The sequence below is a fragment of the Aeromonas sp. R7-4 genome (genome assembly GCF_040908055.1).
In the GTDB taxonomy this organism is placed as follows: Bacteria; Pseudomonadota; Gammaproteobacteria; order Enterobacterales; family Aeromonadaceae; genus Aeromonas; species Aeromonas sanarellii.
The window spans coordinates 21,479-39,323 of record NZ_JBFODA010000045.1 but is presented as its reverse complement, the minus strand read 5'-3'; the positions used below and the strand labels follow the sequence as shown (position 1 = coordinate 39,323).

Sequence of the window (17,845 nt, the reverse complement as noted above, 5' to 3'; positions counted from 1 at the left end):
TGCCGAACTCAGAAGTGAAACGCTGTAGCGCCGATGGTAGTGTGGCATTCGCCATGCGAGAGTAGGACACTGCCAGGCACCCAATTAAACAGCGACGTGCACATCACGACGCTGGCTGCGAGGATGACACCCCACAAACAAGCAGCAACAGCTTTAGCGAAAGCTAACCGAATGCGGAGCGGTAGTTCAGTCGGTTAGAATACCGGCCTGTCACGCCGGGGGTCGCGGGTTCGAGTCCCGTCCGCTCCGCCACTAATTTGAAGGCCTTCCCTGACGGGAAGGCCTTTTTGCTTTTAACCCGTTTGAAAGAAATCAAAAGCCCGGTCATATGGACGGGCTTTTTTCGCTTCGCACGATGCATCGCCGTGGCCACCACACTCCCCTAGTAATAGATGCAGAGCCAGACGGTCGTCTCGGTTGGGTGGGTCCACTCCACCCTGTGCTGAAGGTGGGCGGGGATGTTGATGTAGTCCCCGGGCCCGAGATGTACGCGCTCCTGCACCTCGGTATCCGGGGTGATGAAGACCAGGATGGCCTCCCCCTGCACCAGCAACACCCATTCGTGTTCATCCTGATCGAACCACTCCCCGGTGGGGGTCTGCTGTCCCTGGGAGAGGATGCGTTCGATGCGAAAGTGGTTCGTGCTGACCAGATCCGTGAACACTTCATTGGGCAGGGGGGAGGGGATCTGGCCGAGCAGGTTGCCTGTGTGCATGGGGGCTTCTCTCCGGTTGATGGGCGAGTGACTAGCTAAGAGTGTAGAAGCTGGGAACAAGACCTCACACTCAAGGGTGAGATTCCTATGGGGCTTTAAAGTGGAAAAGTTAGGGAAAATGCCGGCTGATCCGCTGTAATTTCGCCAAATTCTTGCTATTTTGCGCGCCATCACGCAAACGATTTCCATCACACTTTCAGGATGAATTATGGCAACGCAAGAAATGACGGCCCGTACCGGCAACGGCGGATTTCTGGACTCCTATTTTTCCATTACCCAGCGTGGAAGCTCCGTGCGCCAGGAACTGGTCGCGGGGCTGACCACCTTCCTGGCCATGGTCTACAGCATCATAGTGGTGCCGAACATGCTGGGCGCTGCCGGCTTTGAGCAGGGGCCGGTGTTTGTGGCCACCTGCCTGATCGCCGCCTTCGGCTCCCTGCTGATGGGTCTGTGGGCCAAGCTGCCGATGGCCATCGGCTGCGCCATCTCCCTCACCGCCTTTACCGCCTTCAGTCTGGTGCTGGGGCAGGGGCTGAGCATCCCGGTCGCCCTCGGCGCCATCTTCCTGATGGGGGTGCTGTTCACCCTGATCAGCATCACCGGCGTGCGCCAGTGGATCCTGGACAACCTCCCCTCCGGCATCGCCCACGGCACCGGCATCGGTATCGGCCTCTTCCTGCTGCTGATCGCCACCAACGGCGTCGGCATGGTGATCAAGAACGAAGGCGCCGGTCTGCCGGTGCAGCTCGGTGAGGTCACCGCCTTCCCCGTCATCATGACGGTGCTGGGTCTGGCCGCCATCTTCGGCCTGGAGCGTCGCAAGGTGCCGGGCGGCATCCTGATGGTGATCATCGCCATCTCCATCCTGGGCCTCATCTTCGACCCGAAAGTGACCTGGCAGGGCTTCTTCGCCATGCCGAGCCTGACCGGCGAGAAGGGCTCCCTGGTGGGTAGCATGGATGTGCTGGGCGCCCTCAACCCTGTGGTGATCCCCACAGTGCTGGCGCTGGTGATGACCGCCGTGTTTGACGCCACCGGCACCATACGTGCCGTGGCCGGCCAGGCCGGGCTCATCAACGAACGTGGCCACATCATCAGCGGCGGCAAGGCCCTGACCGCCGATTCGGTCAGCAGCATGGTCGCAGGCGTCGTCGGTGGTGCACCGGCTGCCGTCTACATCGAATCTGCCGCAGGCACCGCGGCCGGTGGCAAGACAGGCCTGACCGCCACCCTGGTCGGCGTGCTCTTCCTGCTGATGATCTTCCTCTCGCCCCTGAGCTATCTGGTGCCGGCCTACGCCACCGCCCCGGCCCTGATGTACGTCGGCCTGCTGATGCTGGGCAACGTCACCAAGCTGGACTTCAATGACTCGGTCGATGCCCTCTCCGGCATGCTGTGCGCCGTCTTCATCGTGCTTACCTGCAACATAGTCACCGGCATCATGCTGGGCTTCGTCGCGCTGGTCGTGGGTCGCCTGTTTGCCGCCGAGTGGAAGAAACTCAACATCGGCACCGTCATCATCGCCCTGGCGCTGGTGATCTTCTATGCCGGTGGCTGGGCCATCTGATCAACCCGGTTATCGAGAAGGGCTCCTGCGGGAGCCCTTTTTTATGGTTGTGAGGGAGTTAACAGTTCTTCCTGGTGTCTCCCTCTGGTGTTTCAGATTGAAACGCCATACCCCCCTCTATCGTTCCAAATTCGAACAAGAATGCCCGTCATTTTTCTCCCGATTGATCCCGTTAGACTGGCTCCATCAATCATCTGCCACCCGTGCGGTGGCAAGCCAAGGAGTGAGCCATGAAGAAGCTGATCAATGCCGTCGATGCCGTGGTCCGTGAACAACTGATGGGGATGGCGGCCGCCCACCCCGAGCTCAAGGTACGGATCGAACCCCACTACATCACCCGCGCCGACGCCCCCGTGATGGGCAAGGTGGCGCTGGTCTCCGGTGGCGGCAGCGGCCACGAGCCGATGCACGGCGGTCTGGTAGGCAAGGGAATGCTGGATGGCGCCTGCCCCGGCGAGATCTTTACCTCCCCGACCCCGGATCAGATGTACGAGTGCGGCCAGGCGGTCGATGGCGGCGCCGGCGTGCTGTTTCTGGTGAAGAACTACACCGGGGACGTGCTCAACTTCGAGACCGCTGTCGAGCTGCTGCACGGCGATGGGGTCAAGGTGGGCTTCGCCCTGATCGATGACGACGTGGCGGTCAAAGACAGTCTCTACACCGCCGGCCGTCGCGGCGTCGCCACGACCGTGCTGTGCGAGAAGCTGGTCGGGGCCGCCGCCGAGGCGGGCTACGATCTGGCGCGCTGCGAGGCCCTGGCCCGCCGCGTCAACAACCAGAGCCGCACCATAGGTGTGGCCATGCATGCCTGCACAGTACCGGCTGCCGGCAAGCCCTCCTTCACCCTGGCGGACAACGAGGTGGAGTTTGGCGTCGGCATCCACGGCGAACCCGGCATCGAGCGCCGCCCCTTCACCGACCTCAACACCCTGGTGGACGACATGTTCAAGGAGCTGGCCGACAATAGCCCCTATGGTCGCACCCTGCGCCACTGGGATCGCACCAGCGGCAGCTGGCAGGAGGAGCACACCTTTGTCGAGCCGTTGAATGCGGGAGACAGGGTCATCGCCCTGGTCAACAGCCTGGGTGGCACCCCCATCTCCGAGCTCTACGGCGTCTATGGTCGGCTCGCGGCCCTGTGCGAAGAGGCGGGCATCCATCTGGTGCGCAACCTGATCGGTCCCTACTGCACCTCCCTCGACATGACCGGCATCTCCATCACCCTGCTCAAGGCGGATGACGAGCTGATGACCCTGTGGGATGCCCCCGTTCACACCCCGGCCCTGCGTCGCGGCTGCTAAGGAGCCCTCATTCTCATGCTAAGCAAACACCAGATCGTCAACTGGCTGCTCGACTGCGAGCACATCTTCACCGAGCAGCGCGACTACCTCACCGCGCTGGATACCGACATCGGTGACGGCGACCACGGCCTCAACATGCAGCGCGGCTTCACCAAGGTGGCCGAGAAGCTGCCCGCGGTGGCGGACAAGGACATCGGCCAGGTGCTCAAGACCACCGGCATGACCCTGCTCTCCTCGGTCGGTGGCGCCAGCGGCCCCCTGTACGGCACCTTCTTCATCCGGGCGGCGGCCAGCAGCGATGCCTGCCAGAGCCTGACCCTCGGCCAGCTCGGCAAGATGCTGGGCGACGGAGTGGAGGGGATCGTCTCCCGCGGTCGCGCCGAACCCGGTGACAAGACCATGTGCGACGCCTGGTGGCCGGCGCTGGCCGCCCTGCAACAGGCCGAGCAGCAGGGCCTGCCGCTGCCCGAGGCGCTGGACAAGGCGGTCGCTGCCGCCGCAGCCGGCACCGAAGCCACCATCCAGATGCAGGCCCGCAAGGGGCGCGCCAGCTATCTCGGCGAGCGCAGCATAGGCCATCAGGATGCCGGGGCCACCTCGACCCTGCTGCTGCTGACCGCCCTGCGTGAGAGAGCGAGGTTGTGACATGATCGGCATCGTAGTGGTCTCTCACAGCGCCCTGCTGGCGGCCGGATTGAAAGCCCTGGCCGACCAGCTCGGCAGCCCGGCGAAACTGTTGCTGGCGGCCGGGGTCGATGACCCCGATCACCCCATAGGTACCGACGCCATCGCGGTGATGAGTGCGATTGAAGAAGCGGATGACGGCAGCGGCGTGCTGGTGCTGATGGATCTGGGCAGCGCCCTGCTCAGCGCCGAGACCGCCCTCGAACTGCTGCCCCCTGAGCTGAGCGCTCGGGTTCGGCTCTGCCCCGCCCCCCTGGTCGAGGGGACCCTGGCCGCCGTGGTGGCGGCCGGATCCGGCCTGACGCTGGACGAGGTGGCTGCCGAGGCGCTCGGCGCCCTGGGCCCGAAACAAGGGATGCTGGCGGGTAAGACAGAGCCGGAGGCCGTCGAGGCAGCCCCTGTGCCCGACGATGGCTGGCTGCGCTGCGAGGTGGTGGTGGAGAATCCCCACGGCCTGCATGTGCGCCCCGCCGCCCGACTGGTGGCCGCCCTCAAGCCCTTCTCCGCCGAGCTGAAGCTGCAAAAGGGGGACAGAGAAGCCAACCCTCGCAGCCTGACCCGGCTCACCATGCTCGATGTGCGCCAGGGGGACAGGCTTATCCTGCTGGCGCGAGGGGAGGATGCCGGGGCGGCGCTGGACGCCTTCAGGCAGCTGGCTGAGGTGCGCTTCGGCGACTGAGGGGCAGACCCGTCAATACAGGCCCCGCCATGGCGGGGCCTGCAGTTTTCGCCGTGCCGGCGTGCCTCAACCCTGATAGTCGGCAGGATCCATGTCGAGCAGTTTCAGCCGTCGCCACAGTGTGGTGCGGCTGATCCCCAACTGCCTGGCCATCAGGCTGACCTGCCCCTTGCTGGCGTGAGCGCTGCGCAAGATGGCCTGGCGCTCCAGTTCCGCCAGGGTGAGCAGCGGCGGCCCCATCACGGCATCCGCCGCGGGTTGATGGCCGTGGCGGATGGCCACCGGCAGCGCCTGTGGCGGGATCAGGGCCTCGCTGCTGTGGAGCAGGGCGTATTCGATGGCGCTGCGCAGCTCCCCCAGATTGCCGGGCCAGGGGTAGGCCAGCAGGCAGTCGAGGGCCGCCGGGTTGAAGCGCCGCCCCGGCTCTCGCCCCTGCGCTACCAGCTGCTGGCTGATAAGGCCGGGCAGGTCGGCGGTGCGTTCCCTCAGGCTAGGCAACCACAGCTCGCACCCCTGTAGCGCATAGAGCAACTGTCGGCCGAAGTGACCCTCCCGCACCCGCTGCTCCAGCGGTGCACTGCTGGTCGCGATGATCCTCACCCTGAGCGGCAGGATGCGGGCGGAATCGAAACGCTGGATGCGGCCGCTCTTGAGCAGCTGCAGCAGGGCCGCCTGCATGGGGAGAGACAGGCACTCCACCTGCTCCAGCACTAGCGTGCCGCCGTGGGCCAGCTCGAACTTGCCGGCCCGCTCCTGTCCCGCTTCGTCGGAGCCCATCAGCTCCAGTGCCATGCGATCGCCGGGCAGCGCCTGGCAGTTGAGCGTGACGAGGGGCCCGGCGGCCCGTTCGCTGCCGAAGTGGATGGCCTCCGCCAACTGGGCCTTGCCCACCTCCTCCTCGCCCCGCAGCAAGACGGGGCCCTGCCCCCTGGCAGCCTGGCGGGCGTGGCGCAGCAGCTTGCGCATGGCGCTCGATTCCCCCACCAGGGCGGAGAGTTCGGGGACCGTCTGGCGCAGCCGATGGATGGCGCGCAGCCTGTCGGCGGGGTGGAGCAGGGCGATAAAGCCGACCCCGTCGGGACCGGGCAGTGGCTTGAGGCTCACCAGGGCGTCGATGAACTCTCCCGTGCCGGTGCGCTCCAGCGTTACCTCCACGTGGCTCAGGGGTGCCCTCTCCTCGATGGCGAGCTGCAGGCGCCTGGGCAACAGCAGGTGGCGATCGAGGGGCTGGCCGAGGCAGAGATCCGGGTCGAGTCGCAGCCGGCTGGCCGCCAGCGCGTTGAGGTAGCGTAGCCTGCCCTGGGGATCCCAGGCCAGCACGCCGTCATCCATGCCGTCCAGCAGGGCATAGAGCTCGCTCAGATGGTGCTGTGACTCTTGCATCAGGCGCTCCATCTGCAGCAGGTTGGCCAGCTCGCGGCCGGCGCTGACGGTGAGCGCCAGATCCCCCGCCGCCGCCTCCTCCACCCGGCAGATCAGGGCCACTATGGCGACCTGGCGGCCATTGCTGTCGTAGACAGGGCTGGCGCAGCAGTGCCAGGGGTGGAGGCTCTGGTTGAAGTGCTGGGGGCCGCTGACGCAGAGCGGTATCCCCTCCAGCGCCGCCAGATTGATGGCATTGGTGCCGATGCGTCCCTCGCTGAAGAAGGCGCCGGGACCAAAGCCGAGCGCCGCCAGTTCCCCCAGGGTTTCGGGGTGGCCGGTCTGGGCCAGCAGGCAGCCGCTCTCGTCGGTGAGCAGCAGGGCGCAGGGGCGCCCCTCCATGAATTCGTAGAGATCCTCGAGGGCCATCTCGCTCGTGGTGAGCAGGTCCCGCTTGCGCTGGCGCAGGCTGTGCAGGGTCTGGCCCTTGGCGCTGTGGGGCGGATGCCAGAGGGTGGCGCTGGTCTGGTGGGCACAGCGCAGCCAGGAGGCTTGCAGGTATTCGGGCCAGGGCGGGGGTGGCAGGGGGGAGGGTGACATGGTCGCTGGGTTATCCGACAAGGGGGAAGGGGTCATTTAACCACCCTTGCCGGCCCGATTCAGTGAGCTATCTCAGAGTGTGGCCTCCCCGCTCCGGGCGGCGGCATCCACCGCATCAGCCGCCATCAGCAGGTCTGATCTGCCGCAAGATGACAGGGGGCGCCGAGGCCCCCTGTCATCGCTTCACCGCGTTCCCTCAGATCCCCGTCATGCCGATCTCGTCGAGCTGGACATGGGCGCCCTGGCGCAGGGTGTAGAGCACGGCCTCGGCGAGATCCTCCACCTGCAGCCAGCCCGGTTTGCGATCCCCCAGGCAGGCCGGTGGCGGCACCTGTACCAGGCCGGGACAGAGGGTGTGGACCCGTATGCCCTGGTGCTGCACCTCTTCCCGCAGCGCCTTGGCAAAGCCCAGCACCGCAAACTTGGCGGCGCAGTAGACGCCGGCCCTCGCATAGCCGTGCCTGGCGGCCTGGGAGGCGATGTTGATGATGGTGCCGTGACGGTTGGCCAGCATGTCCGGCAGGCAGGCCTGGGTCAGCAGGAAGCTGCCCTTGGCGCAGGTGTCCATCACCCTGTCCCACTCCGATTCCGGCAGGTCCTGCACCAGATAGTCGCTGCCTACCCCGCTGTTGTTGACGAGCAGATCGATGGGGCCGAGCAGGGCCCTGGCCTGGGCGTGCTGGGCCCGCACCTGCTCGCCGTCGCTGACATCCAGCACCAGGGGCAGCACTCTCACCCCGTATCGGGCTCCGAGCCGGGCCGCCTCCTGTTCCAGCAGCCCCTGGCGACGGGAAGCCAGGATCAGTTCCACCCCCTGGCTGGCCAGGGCCTCGGCGATGGCCAGTCCGATCCCGCTGGCGCCACCGCTGATCAGGGCGCGTGTTGCTCTCAATGGGTTCATCTCGTTCTCCTTCTGAATGGTGCCCGCATTGTGGCGGGTGGCTCAGGGAGAGGACAGGGGAGGCGGGGGGCAGATTCGAACCCTGGTTCGTGTTTTGGCGATCCGACTCGAACTTTGGTTCTGGTCTATCACCTTGCTAGGGGGCGCGCCGTCACGACAAGACAGAGACGCCGCCCAGCGGGCGGCGTCTTCGAGGGGATTATTCCGCCTTGGGCGGCTCGGGTGCCTCCAGGGCGGGCGCCGGCTCCCCTTCCTTGATCCAGGCATCCAGCAGGGTATAGCCCACCGCCAGCACCACGGGGCCGATGAAGAGCCCTATGATGCCGAGCGCCAGCAGGCCGCCGATGACCCCGACCAGGATCAGGATCAGCGGCAGGTCGGCCCCGCGCTTGATGAGGAAGGGGCGCAGGAAGTTGTCCATGGTGCCCGCCAGCAGGGACCAGACCAGCAGGAAGGTGCCCCAGGTGGTATCACCGCTCCAGTAGAGGTAGCCGACGCTGGCCAGCAGCACGGGGAAGGGGCCTATCTGGGCGACGATCAGCAGGAACATCAGCACCACCAGGATCATGGTGTAGGGAATGCCGGCGATGAGCAGGCCGAGCCCCGCCACCGAGGATTGCACCAGGGCGGTCACCACCACCCCCATGGCGACGGCGCGGATGGCCTGGGAGGCGAGCACCACGGCATTGTCGCCGCGCTGGCCCGCCAGGCGGTGGGCGAAGCGGCGAATGCCGTCCGCGGCCTTCTCGCCAGAGTGGTAGAGCAGGCCGCAGATGGCCACGGTCAGCAGGAAGTGAACGAACAGCAGGCCGAGGTTGCCCGCCTGGGCCGCCAGCCAGCGGGCGGTCTGGCCGAAGTAGGGGGCCAGCTTGGCGAACAGCACCTGACCACCGCTCGCCAGGATCTGCTGCCAGAACTCGTACAGCCTGTCACCGACCAGGGGCAGCTGTTGCAGCCAGAGCAGCTCGGGGGGCGGCGAGTGGCTCAGCTCGGTGCCGAGATCGATGAGCATGGGGGCCTTCTCCGCCACGTTGGCCAGCGCCATGAACAGGGGGATGACGAACATCAGCAGCAGGATGACGCTCATCAGCAGGGCCGCCAGGGTACGCTTGCCCCACAGCAGGCGCTGGGCCATCTGCATCAGCGGCCAGGTGGCGATGGTGATCATGGTGGCCCACACCAGGGCGGGCAGGAAGGGGCGCAGCACCATGAAACACGAGATGATGAGCAGGCTGAGGAACAGCACGCCCAGGGTGATCTTGGCCAAATCCACTTTTTTCATATTCATGACATTCCCATTAACGAGGGGTAGGGCTCCCGGGAGGGGAACCGGCCGGGACGACGGAGAGCAGCCACCAGAACCCGGCACTCAGCCAGAACCCCAGGCCGCCATAGAGTAACCCGTTTCCGGCCAGGATCAGCAGGGAGCTGCTGGTGAGCATGGGCACCACGAGCAGCAGCCCGGCGATGACCAGGCCGCCGGCCAGGGCCAGCAGTGCCGCACGGAGGGCGGGAGTCGGGTGCCGTTCGAGTTGTAGCAGATTACCCGATGCGAGCCCCAGGGTGAACATGGCGAGCCCCCCCAGGGTGGTGGACTGGGTGTGCCAGGCGGCCAGGGTGCTGACCAGAAGCAGAATTCCCCAGGAGAACTGGCGCGCAGCCAGTGCAGCCAGGGGCGCGTGCAGCGCCAGCAGCAGGGTGCCCAGCGCGAGGCCTGCCACCACATCCGAGAAGAAGTGCACCCCCAGCCAGACCCGCGCCACTCCGGCCAGCCCGGCCAGCAGCAGCGCCAGCACGCCCCCCTGCCAGGGTCTGAGGGCCGGCAGGCTGGTCAGCAGCAGGCCCCAGTAGAGCAGGGTCGAGGCGACGTGGCCGCTCGGCATGCCAAAGCCCTGGGCGCTGCGCTGCGCCAGCTGGGGGTCGAGGTGGAAGGGCCTGGGCCAGGCTATCCCCTCCTTGAGCAGGTTGACCACCAGGGTGAGCAGCACCATGGCAAACAGCAGGCTGCGCACCCTTGGCCAGCCCAGCAGGGGGAGCAGGAAGGGCAGCAGGGCCAGCTGGAAGGGGGCGGAGCCCAGCAGGTTGCCGGCCAGGAGCCAGGTGGCGTCCGGCCCCAGCCACTGCTGCAGGCGCTGGATCGGCGGCAGCTCGGCCTGGTGCAGGGCGCTGGCCCCGGCGCTGAAGTCGGTGACCCACTGCACCTGGCTCTCGGGGACGTCGGCCAGCCGGGGAGCCAGCCAGTCCAGCTGCGTCGGGAAACGACGCTGATCATGGGGCAGGTTGGCGGCATCGATCAGCCTGGCATTGAGGATCTCGCCACCGAGGTTGGGGGCCTGGAGCAGGGAGACAAAGCCCGAGTCGCGCTGGGCCTGGATGGGGGAGAGGGTCTGGCAGGCGAACACCTGCGCCCTCTGCCAGCGCCCCAGCTCGGCGGTGACGCGCCCTCGCAGCCCCGTCTCCTCGTACAGCTCCCGCAGTGCCGCCTGGGCCGGGGTCTCCCCCGCGTCGATGTAGCCGCCACTCAGGCTATAGCGGGAGGAGATCCTGTCTTGCACCAGCAGCAGCTGCTGCTGGTGGCGGATCACGCAGGCGCCCGCCGAGGGGGGCGACTCGGCGGCGCGCAGGGGGGCGCAGAGGGTGCCAAAGAGCAGGATTAGGAAGAAGGCGGTTCGGATCATGATGGGCCCATGGCAAGGAGATGGGGACAAGGGTCACAGAAATCAGATACTTGGGCAATGACTTCCCGACGAGGGGGCGTCAGCCAGGGGAACGGACGGTACGATCTGGGGCGGAAGGATTGCCGTCTGCCCGGGCAGTCCCTAGTATTGGCGGCTATTGTTCTTCTCATTCAACACATCTTGGGGCCTTTCATGCGACAGTTCGGTTTCTTCCTGGGGATTGCCATCGGCGTCATCCTGATACTGTTTGGCAGCATCGTCATCTTCCAGGCGCTGCCTGCGGCGCTGGACGTGCTGGAGATGCCGAGCCGTATCCCCTTCGTGCGCGAGGTCTACACCTGGCTGATGAGCAGCGCCAATGGCCTCACCGCCCAGCTGGAACAGAACTTCCTGGAGGCGTTCCAGACGGTGCTCAAGCTGATCCTGCTCATCACCTTCATGTGGGTCTGCGTCAAGCTGGTCAACATGGGGGTACTGATCATCCGGGCCGGCGTCGATCTGATCCGTACCGCCATCGAGCACAGCGAGGACAAGGTGGCCAAGCCCACGGAGCAGGACCGGCACTTCTAAGGTTTACGCCTCCTCGCAGATAGACGACAGGCCACCCCGGGGTGGCCTGTTTGCATGGTGGTGCGGCTTGCCCGAACTCAGTTGAGCAGCTTCTCCAGCTCGGCTTCCGCATCCGCCCTGGCCTGATCGCTCAGGGCTCCCGCCTGCTCTTCTCCCTTGCCGGCCTGTGGCTGCACGGTGGCGGCGGCGTTGCTGGCGGCCTGCTTGGCGCCGTCGGTCACCGCCTTGCTGGTCTGTTGCTGTGCGGTGGCGGTGCTGCTGGCGGCCTGCTTGGCGCCGTCGGTCACCGCCTTGCTGGTCTGTTGCTGTGCGGTGGCGGTGCTGCTGGCGGCCTGTTTGGCGCCGTCGGTCACCACCTGTGTGGCCTGTTGCTGCGCGGTGGCGGTGGCGCTGCTGGCGGCCTGTTTGGCGCCGTCGGTCACCGCCTTGGTGGCCTGTTGCTGCGCGGTGGCGGTGGCGCTGCTGGCGGCTTGTTTGGCGCCGTCGGTCACCGCCTGGGTGGCCTGTTGCTGCGCGGTGGCGGTGGCGCTGCTGGTGGCCTGTTTGGCACCGTCGGTTACCGCCTGGGTGGCCTGTTGCTGCGCCGTGGTGGTGGCGCTGCTGGCAGCCTGTTTGGCGGTGTCGCTCACTGCCCGCTTGGCGGAGTCCGTCACGGCCTGATTGGCCTGCTGCAGGGTGCCGGTGACGCTCTTGTTCACCTGCTGGGTCGCCGCGCTGGTGGCGCCGTTGACCGCCTGGCTGGCGGAGTTGGAGATCGCCTGGGTCGCGCTCTGCTGCAGGCTGCCCACCATGTTGCCCAGCAGGGAGGTGCCGGAGCCCGTCATGGCCTGACCGACGCCACCGAGGGCGGTCGTCGTGGCCGCGGAGGCGGTCTGGCTCTGCCAATCCTGCATGGTGCTGGGCCAGACCGGGGTGGCCGCAGTCAGGTTCTCACCGAATACCTGGGTCGCCCCGTCCCCCTTCTGCAGCATGACGGCAAGCTGGTTGGTGTCGGCGTTCCACACCATGCCGGCCTGCTTGGCCGCGTCCGGTATCGGGGCGTAGCGGGAGACCACGTAGAACAGCGGCCCCTCCTGCTGCAGCTCGTTGGCGGTCTTGAGCAACTGCATGGTGGTGTCGTAGTTGGGTCCCAGCATGGCGGTCATTCTGTCCTTGATCAGCGGCTGCTCGAACAGGTTGGCCTCGTTCGGATCGAAGCCGACCAGGGGCTTGAGCAGGGCCCACATCAGCTGGCTGGTGGGGCTCATCATCAGCAGGGGGGCCACGCAGGCGGACAACATCAGGCTCAGGCAGGCAGCCTTGAGCAACGGCATGATACGCATCGACAACATATCCAAGTAATTATTTGATTATTAACTGTTATTCATTGCCGTCCCACGGCAATGCCAGCCGAACCGGCCCGCCGCTTCGTGGTTGGATCCGGCGGGCGCAGGCAGGCTACCATATTGCTTCCGGAATGCCAGATGAGCCGACATTTATTGGTCAAGTAGGCGACCCCGTTGGTCGCTTTAGTGCATCACTCCCCTCAGTCACAGGTGTCACCCATGATCCGAACCGCGTTTTGTCTGTTTGCCCTCGGCGGCCTGTGCCCCGTGCTGGCCGCCCCGGCATCGAACCCCCTCAGCCACTCGGTGGGCACCGAGCTGGTGCTGCCGCTCGGATCCTTGCCCGAGCGGGTCTGCTGGTATCAGGATCAGAAATATTCCCTCGGTGCCCGCATCCAGCAGGGGGACCTCTGGCTGGAGTGCGCGCCGCAGAACGTGCAGGAGAGCAACGGCCCCCTGGTCTGGCGTGAGCCTGCCGTGCTGCAGCCCCTCGACGAGGACGCGAGCAACAAGGTGACGATCCGCGTGGGTCAGTGAGCCTTTTCTTGATCCAGCTAAAGACATGGGCGTGATCTCTATCGCATAATGCGGCTCTTTCTTCTCTTGACTGGGATCTAGGCAATGGCTCGTCGCTCTTCCAATGCACAACGTCGTCGTAGCAGCTGGTGGTACAAACGCTTGTTGGCAAGGGAGCGGGAAGAGCGCGAAGCGCGTTCCGTCCGGGATTGATACCTCATTGAAAAAACGGAGCCTCTGGCTCCGTTTTTGCGTCTATCACACATCATGAACACGGGGGCCATCAGGCCCCCATGTTGACTTTCCGGCCTGCGACTCAGCGCTGCAGGGCGGCCAGCGCCAGTTCGACCCGCTTGGCGTACTCGGGGTCGGCCTGCTCGAAGTGCCTGAGCTGGGCCGCGACTATGGTGTCATCCTCCACGTTGATCAGGGAGCGCGCCAGGTTGGCGGCCAGGCGCGCGCGCTGCCCCTCGTCCATGATCCGGAACAGGTTGCCCGGCTGGCTGTAGTAGTCGCTGTCGTAGTCGCGGAAATCGTAGTGCAGGGCGGCCCCTTCCAGGCTCAGCGCCGGCTCGTGCTGCTCGCTCGGCTGCTGGGTGCCGAAGCGGTTCGGCTGGTAGTTGGGGCTGGCGCCGCCGTTGCTGTCCGCCCGCATGGCGCCGTCGCGGTGGGCGCCGTGGTGGAACGGGCAGCGCGGCGCATTGACCGGCAGCAAACCGTGGTTGACGCCGAGGCGATAGCGCTGGGTGTCACCGTAGGAAAACAGGCGGCCCTGCAGCATGCGATCCGGCGAGAAGCCGATACCGGGCACCACGTTGGCCGGGGTGAAGGCGGCCTGCTCCACGTGGGCGAAGTAGTTGTCCGGGTTCTGGTTGAGCTCCAGCACGCCGACCGGGAGCAGCGGGTAGTCCTTGTGGGGCCACACCTTGGTGAGGTCGAACGGGTGGATCTGGTAGGTCTGGGCCTCGGCCTCCGGCATCACCTGCACATAGACCTGCCAGCGCGGGAAGTCGCCCCGCTCGATGGCGTTGAACAGATCGGCCTGGCTGGTCTCCCGATCCTGGCCGACGGCGGTGGCGGCCTCCTCGTCGGTGTAGAAGCTATGGCCCTGCTCGGTCTTGAAGTGGAACTTGACCCAGAAGCGTTAGTTGGCATCGTTGATGAAGCTGAAGGTGTGGCTGCCGTAGCCGTTCATCTCCCGCAGGCTCCTGGGGATGCCGCGATCGCTGAAGAGGATGGTGACCTGATGCAGGGATTCCGGATGGCGAGACCAGAAGTCCCAGGCGGCGGTGGCGCTGCGCAGGTTGGTGCGCGGGTCCCGCTTCTGGGTGTGGATGAAGTCGGGGAATTTCAGCGGATCGCGAATGAAGAACACCGGGGTGTTGTTGCCCACCAGATCCCAGTTGCCCTGCTCGGTATAGAACTTGAGGGCGAAGCCGCGCACGTCGCGCTCGGCGTCGGCTGCGCCCTTCTCACCGGCCACGGTGGAGAAGCGCAGGAACACCGGGGTCTGCTTGCCGACGGCGTTGAACAGGTCGGCCTTGCTGAAGGCGCTGATGTCGTGGGTCACGGTAAAGGTGCCGTAGGCGCCCGAGCCCTTGGCATGCACCACCCGCTCCGGGATCCGTTCCCGATCGAAGTGGGCGAGTTTTTCCATCAACCAGATATCTTGCATCAACACCGGGCCGCGGGGGCCGGCGGTGAGGCTGTTGTTGTTGTCGACGACGGGGGCGCCGTTGGTGCTGCGCAGGGTCTTGTCGGTCATGGCGGGTCTCCTTGTGATGAGTCGCCAGACTAGGGGAAGTGGGGAGGCGGCTCCAATGGAGTGTGCCTAAGCCTTTGATTGGTTTCGCTGATGGGGGTGGAAACGGACGCCAGCCTTGCGGCAAGATGGGACTCAGCCAACCAGGAGGTCTCATGTCCATCACCATTCGCCGCGCCGGTCCCGAGGACGCCCCCGCCCTGCGCGATCTCTACGCCATGCCCCAGGCCCAGGCCGGCACCCTGCAACTCCCCTTTGCCTCGCTGCATCACTGGCAGCAGCGGCTCGAACCGCGCGACGGCGTCACCGTGCTGGTGGCCGAGTCCGATGGCCTCGTGGTGGGTAACCTGACCCTGTGGCAAGAGCCCAACCCGCGCCGGCGCCATGTGGCGGGCCTCGGCATGGCGGTGCGCGACGACTGGGCCGGGCGCGGCGTGGGCAGCGCCCTGATGGCGGCCGCCATCGACCTGGCGGATAACTGGCTCGGCCTGACCCGCCTCGAGCTGACCGTGTGGAGTGACAACGAGGCGGCGCAGGCCCTCTATCGCAAGGTTGGGTTCGTGCAGGAGGGGATAGCCCGGGAATACGGCATGCGCCACGGCCAGCTGATGGACACCCTCTACATGGCCAGGCTGCACCCATGATCGACTACCGTCGCCGCCTGCTGCCGGTGGTACGGGCGCTGGAGCGGGATCCGGACCTCTCCATGGAGGCCCTGGCGGGCCTGGCCTGCCTCTCCCTCTACCACTTCCACCGGGTGTTCACCGCCGTGGTGGGGGAGGCCCCGGGGGAGATGTGCCGGCGGCTGCGCATGCAGCGGGCGGCCTGGCAGCTCTGCTACACGGAGGCCAGCGTCACCGCCATCGCCCTGGGGGCCGGGCTCGGCAGCTCCCAGGCCTTCGCCAAGGCGTTTCGTCGCCACTATGGCTGCACGCCGGGGGAGTTTCGCCGCGACAAGCGCAAGAATGGACACCTGGAGCGCAAGGAGGGACACGCCTGGGACGGGCTGCTCCCCTATGCTGAAGACCTCTCATCAGCAAGGAGCAACACCATGAAAACCGTTGAGATGGACGCCCGCACCCTGGCCTATATCCGGGTCACCGGCCCCTATGGGGAAGGGTATGACGCCGTCTGCCACCGCCTGCACCAGTGGGCCGCGCCCCGCGCTCTGGAAGGGGGGGAGTGGATCTTCATCTACCACGACAACCCCGAGGTGACGCCGCCGACCCAGTGCCGCACCGACATCGGCATCACGGTGCCGGCAGGCACCCAGGGGACGGGGGAGGTGGAAACTCAGCTCATTCCCGCCGGGCGCTACGCCCAGTCCCGCTACCTCATCACGGATCGCAGCCAGTACGGGCCGCGCTGGCAGGAGCACATCGGCGATATCGTCGCGGCCGGGCTCGCCTTTGGCGACGGTCCCTGCTTCGAGCTCTATCACAGCGTGAGCAACGATCCTCTGCGGGATGATGTAAGCTTCTGCTCCAGCGTTCAGGGCTGAGTGGCGACGCATTCCGCGGTTCGCAAGACGAAAGAGGAGCCATTCTGGCTCCTCTTTGCATTCACTGGCTGGGCACCTTGTCCCGGCGGGACTTCCACCACCAGCGCAGGCGGATCTGGGAGATGAGCATGCCCGCCAGCATCAGGGCGCAGCCGACCAAGGGGCGCTCGTTCAGGGCTGGCTGGGCACCTTGTCCCGGCGGGATTTCCACCACCAGCGCAGGCGGATCTGGGAGATGAGCATGCCCGCCAGCATCAGGGCGCAGCCGACGATGGCTCGTTCGTCCAGATGCTCTCCCAGCAGCAGCACGCCGCCGATGGCGGCGAACACAGTCTCCAGGCTGAGGATGATGGCGGCGTGGGCCGGGTGGGCCCCGCGCTGCCCCACCACCTGCAGGGTATAGCCGATGCCGACCGAGACCAGGCCCGCATAGAGCAGCGCCTGCCAGCCCGCCAGGGCGCCGCTCACCGTCGGTGTTTCGATGACGAAGGCGGTGGCCAGGCTCAGCAGGCCGCACACCACGAACTGCACGCCGGCAAGGCGAATGGGGGCGACCCGGTTCGAGTAGTGATCCAGCACCAGCAGGTGCACGGCCCAGAACAGGGCCCCCACCACCTGTAACAGATCGCCGTAGCCTATGGTGAACTCCTCGGTGACGCTGAGATAGTAGAGCCCGGCCATGGCGATGAGGGCGCCGACCCAGGTGTTGGCCCCCGTCTTGTGGCGCAGGGCCAGGCCGATGACGGGCACCAGTATGATGTAGAGGCCGGTGATGAAACCCGCCTTGGCGGCCGTGGTGTAGAGCAGCCCCACCTGTTGCAGGGAGGCGGCGGAGAAGAGCACCCCGCCGGCGATCAGCCCCCCCGTCAGCAGCAGGCGGCGATCACCGGCCGGCTGCCCGGGCTGGCGTGACTTGAGCCACCACAGCAGGGGCAGCAGGGAGAGGGCGCCGAGCAGGAAGCGCAGGCCGTTGAAGGTGAAGGGCCCCATGTGATCCATCCCCAGGCGCTGGGCGACGAAGCCTAGCCCCCAGATGGCGGCGGCCATCAATAACATCATGTTTGAACGCATACGGAATCATCCCTGAGAAAGAGTCACGGTGGCCCTCGGGCCCCTCTCAGTACGATACCCGTGTGCGGGGGGCTTTGTCGCCGGTCATTTGCACGCTGACCGGGGGTCAGCGACTGGCCAGCCTGGCGAGCAGGGGCAGCAGGGCGAGCAGCAGCAGGTTGCCCCTGAGGATCCAGATCACCCAGAGCTGCTGCTGGGTGGAGACGATGGGGGCACGCCCCTGGCGTAGGGAGCGGCGCCAGCGATGGAACAGCCGGCTGGGGTAGCCGAAGCTGAGGGCCATGACGAAGAACAGCAGCAGCTTGGTGCGGTAGCCCGGGTTGGCGAGCAGGGTGGCGGGGGGCTGCGGGTGGGCGAGCACCAGCAGCAGGCCGGTGATGAAGATGAGCAGCAGGGCCAGCGCGGCCAGGCTGTCCGCCAGCAGCAGCTTGCGCACCTGGTCGATGGACATGCCGCGCCGGAACAGAAAATACTCCGAGGTGATGGCGCCGGTCAGGGTGATCACGGCGCAGTAATGGAGCGCGGTCAGCAGGTCCGGGTTCAACATCCAAGCCAGTTCCTTCTCGTCGGCCACATGGCACGCTTCCCTTTGGACGCCATCAGGCGGGGCTGA

The 17,845-nt window shown here is 66.3% G+C and carries 16 protein-coding genes, 1 tRNA gene and 2 pseudogenes; 9 read left to right on the top strand and 10 right to left on the bottom strand.

The genetic code is table 11. The features are described 5' to 3' along the window. Positions 1-175: 175 nt before the first annotated feature. A tRNA-Asp gene (locus AB5Y72_RS12745) sits at positions 176-252 on the top strand. A 130-nt stretch (positions 253-382) separates the two neighbouring features. Here the strand turns inward: AB5Y72_RS12745 and AB5Y72_RS12740 are convergent. Beyond that, the gene (locus tag AB5Y72_RS12740) at positions 383-715 is read right to left on the bottom strand and encodes a cupin domain-containing protein (protein WP_042074476.1); all 333 of its coding nucleotides are present in this window, start codon (positions 713-715) and stop codon (positions 383-385) included. A gap of 208 nt (positions 716-923) precedes the next feature. Here AB5Y72_RS12740 and AB5Y72_RS12735 point away from each other — a divergent pair, with 208 nt between their 5' ends. The 4 genes from AB5Y72_RS12735 (at position 924) to dhaM (ending at position 4,946) form a co-directional block, all read left to right on the top strand. Continuing rightward, positions 924-2,282, top strand: a complete 1,359-nt coding sequence (locus AB5Y72_RS12735; RefSeq protein ID WP_325783679.1) for an NCS2 family permease — start codon at positions 924-926, stop codon at positions 2,280-2,282. 230 nt (positions 2,283-2,512) lie between these two features. After that, positions 2,513-3,583, top strand: a complete 1,071-nt coding sequence (dhaK, locus tag AB5Y72_RS12730) for a dihydroxyacetone kinase subunit DhaK (protein WP_325783680.1) — start codon at positions 2,513-2,515, stop codon at positions 3,581-3,583. Between the two features lie 15 nt (positions 3,584-3,598). After that, positions 3,599-4,228: a dihydroxyacetone kinase subunit DhaL gene (dhaL, locus tag AB5Y72_RS12725; RefSeq protein WP_325783681.1), complete on the top strand. Its 630-nt coding sequence runs from the start codon at positions 3,599-3,601 to the stop codon at positions 4,226-4,228. Position 4,229: 1 nt separating this feature from the next. Next, positions 4,230-4,946 (top strand): dihydroxyacetone kinase phosphoryl donor subunit DhaM, encoded by a 717-nt coding sequence (gene dhaM, locus AB5Y72_RS12720; protein WP_325783682.1) that lies wholly within the window; start codon positions 4,230-4,232, stop codon positions 4,944-4,946. 66 nt (positions 4,947-5,012) lie between these two features. Here the strand turns inward: dhaM and dhaR are convergent, their stop codons facing one another. From dhaR to AB5Y72_RS12700, 4 genes are all read right to left on the bottom strand, one after another. Next, a complete protein-coding gene (dhaR, locus tag AB5Y72_RS12715) occupies positions 5,013-6,908 on the bottom strand; it encodes a dihydroxyacetone kinase operon transcriptional regulator DhaR (protein WP_325783683.1) in 1,896 nt (631 codons plus the stop codon). 196 nt (positions 6,909-7,104) lie between these two features. Then, complete coding sequence (locus tag AB5Y72_RS12710) at positions 7,105-7,809, bottom strand: SDR family oxidoreductase (protein ID WP_325783684.1); 705 nt, start codon at positions 7,807-7,809, stop codon at positions 7,105-7,107. Between the two features lie 199 nt (positions 7,810-8,008). After that, entirely contained in the window at positions 8,009-9,097 is a 1,089-nt protein-coding gene (gene ydiK / locus AB5Y72_RS12705) for an AI-2E family transporter YdiK (RefSeq protein WP_042074487.1), read from the bottom strand. Between the two features lie 10 nt (positions 9,098-9,107). Then, positions 9,108-10,487 carry a phosphatase PAP2 family protein gene (locus AB5Y72_RS12700; protein ID WP_325783685.1) on the bottom strand — a complete coding sequence of 460 codons (1,380 nt, stop codon included), beginning with the start codon at positions 10,485-10,487 and terminating at the stop codon, positions 9,108-9,110. 192 nt (positions 10,488-10,679) lie between these two features. Here AB5Y72_RS12700 and AB5Y72_RS12695 point away from each other — a divergent pair, with 192 nt between their 5' ends. Next, entirely contained in the window at positions 10,680-11,057 is a 378-nt protein-coding gene (locus AB5Y72_RS12695; protein ID WP_005330064.1) for a hypothetical protein, read from the top strand. 77 nt (positions 11,058-11,134) lie between these two features. Here AB5Y72_RS12695 and AB5Y72_RS12690 read toward each other — a convergent pair whose 3' ends face one another. Further along, on the bottom strand, positions 11,135-12,379 hold the full coding sequence (locus AB5Y72_RS12690; protein WP_325783686.1) for a hypothetical protein: 1,245 nt from the start codon (positions 12,377-12,379) through the stop codon (positions 11,135-11,137). A gap of 222 nt (positions 12,380-12,601) precedes the next feature. Between AB5Y72_RS12690 and AB5Y72_RS12685 the strand changes: the two genes are divergently transcribed. Next, positions 12,602-12,919, top strand: a complete 318-nt coding sequence (locus AB5Y72_RS12685; RefSeq protein WP_325783687.1) for a YnjH family protein — start codon at positions 12,602-12,604, stop codon at positions 12,917-12,919. 295 nt (positions 12,920-13,214) lie between these two features. Here AB5Y72_RS12685 and AB5Y72_RS12680 read toward each other — a convergent pair. Then, a pseudogene (locus AB5Y72_RS12680) lies at positions 13,215-14,663 on the bottom strand (catalase). 152 nt (positions 14,664-14,815) lie between these two features. Here AB5Y72_RS12680 and AB5Y72_RS12675 point away from each other — a divergent pair. Both AB5Y72_RS12675 and AB5Y72_RS12670 read left to right on the top strand, forming a co-directional pair. Then, positions 14,816-15,304: a GNAT family N-acetyltransferase gene (locus tag AB5Y72_RS12675; protein WP_368199052.1), complete on the top strand. Its 489-nt coding sequence runs from the start codon at positions 14,816-14,818 to the stop codon at positions 15,302-15,304. Next, positions 15,301-16,161: a GyrI-like domain-containing protein gene (locus AB5Y72_RS12670; protein ID WP_368199051.1), complete on the top strand. Its 861-nt coding sequence runs from the start codon at positions 15,301-15,303 to the stop codon at positions 16,159-16,161. Before AB5Y72_RS12675 ends, AB5Y72_RS12670 begins: the two co-directional genes overlap by 4 nt. Before the next feature lie 61 nt (positions 16,162-16,222). Here AB5Y72_RS12670 and AB5Y72_RS12665 read toward each other — a convergent pair. The 3 genes and pseudogenes from AB5Y72_RS12665 to AB5Y72_RS12655 form a co-directional block, all read right to left on the bottom strand. Next, a pseudogene (locus AB5Y72_RS12665) lies at positions 16,223-16,336 on the bottom strand (EamA family transporter); the annotation flags it as partial. Beyond that, positions 16,333-17,232: a DMT family transporter gene (locus tag AB5Y72_RS12660; RefSeq protein ID WP_325783690.1), complete on the bottom strand. Its 900-nt coding sequence runs from the start codon at positions 17,230-17,232 to the stop codon at positions 16,333-16,335. The pseudogene AB5Y72_RS12665 and the gene AB5Y72_RS12660, both read right to left, overlap by 4 nt. A gap of 106 nt (positions 17,233-17,338) precedes the next feature. Then, positions 17,339-17,779, bottom strand: coding sequence for a DUF2214 family protein (locus AB5Y72_RS12655; RefSeq protein WP_042074499.1), 441 nt, complete (start codon positions 17,777-17,779; stop codon positions 17,339-17,341). Between the last annotated feature and the right edge of the window lie 66 nt (positions 17,780-17,845).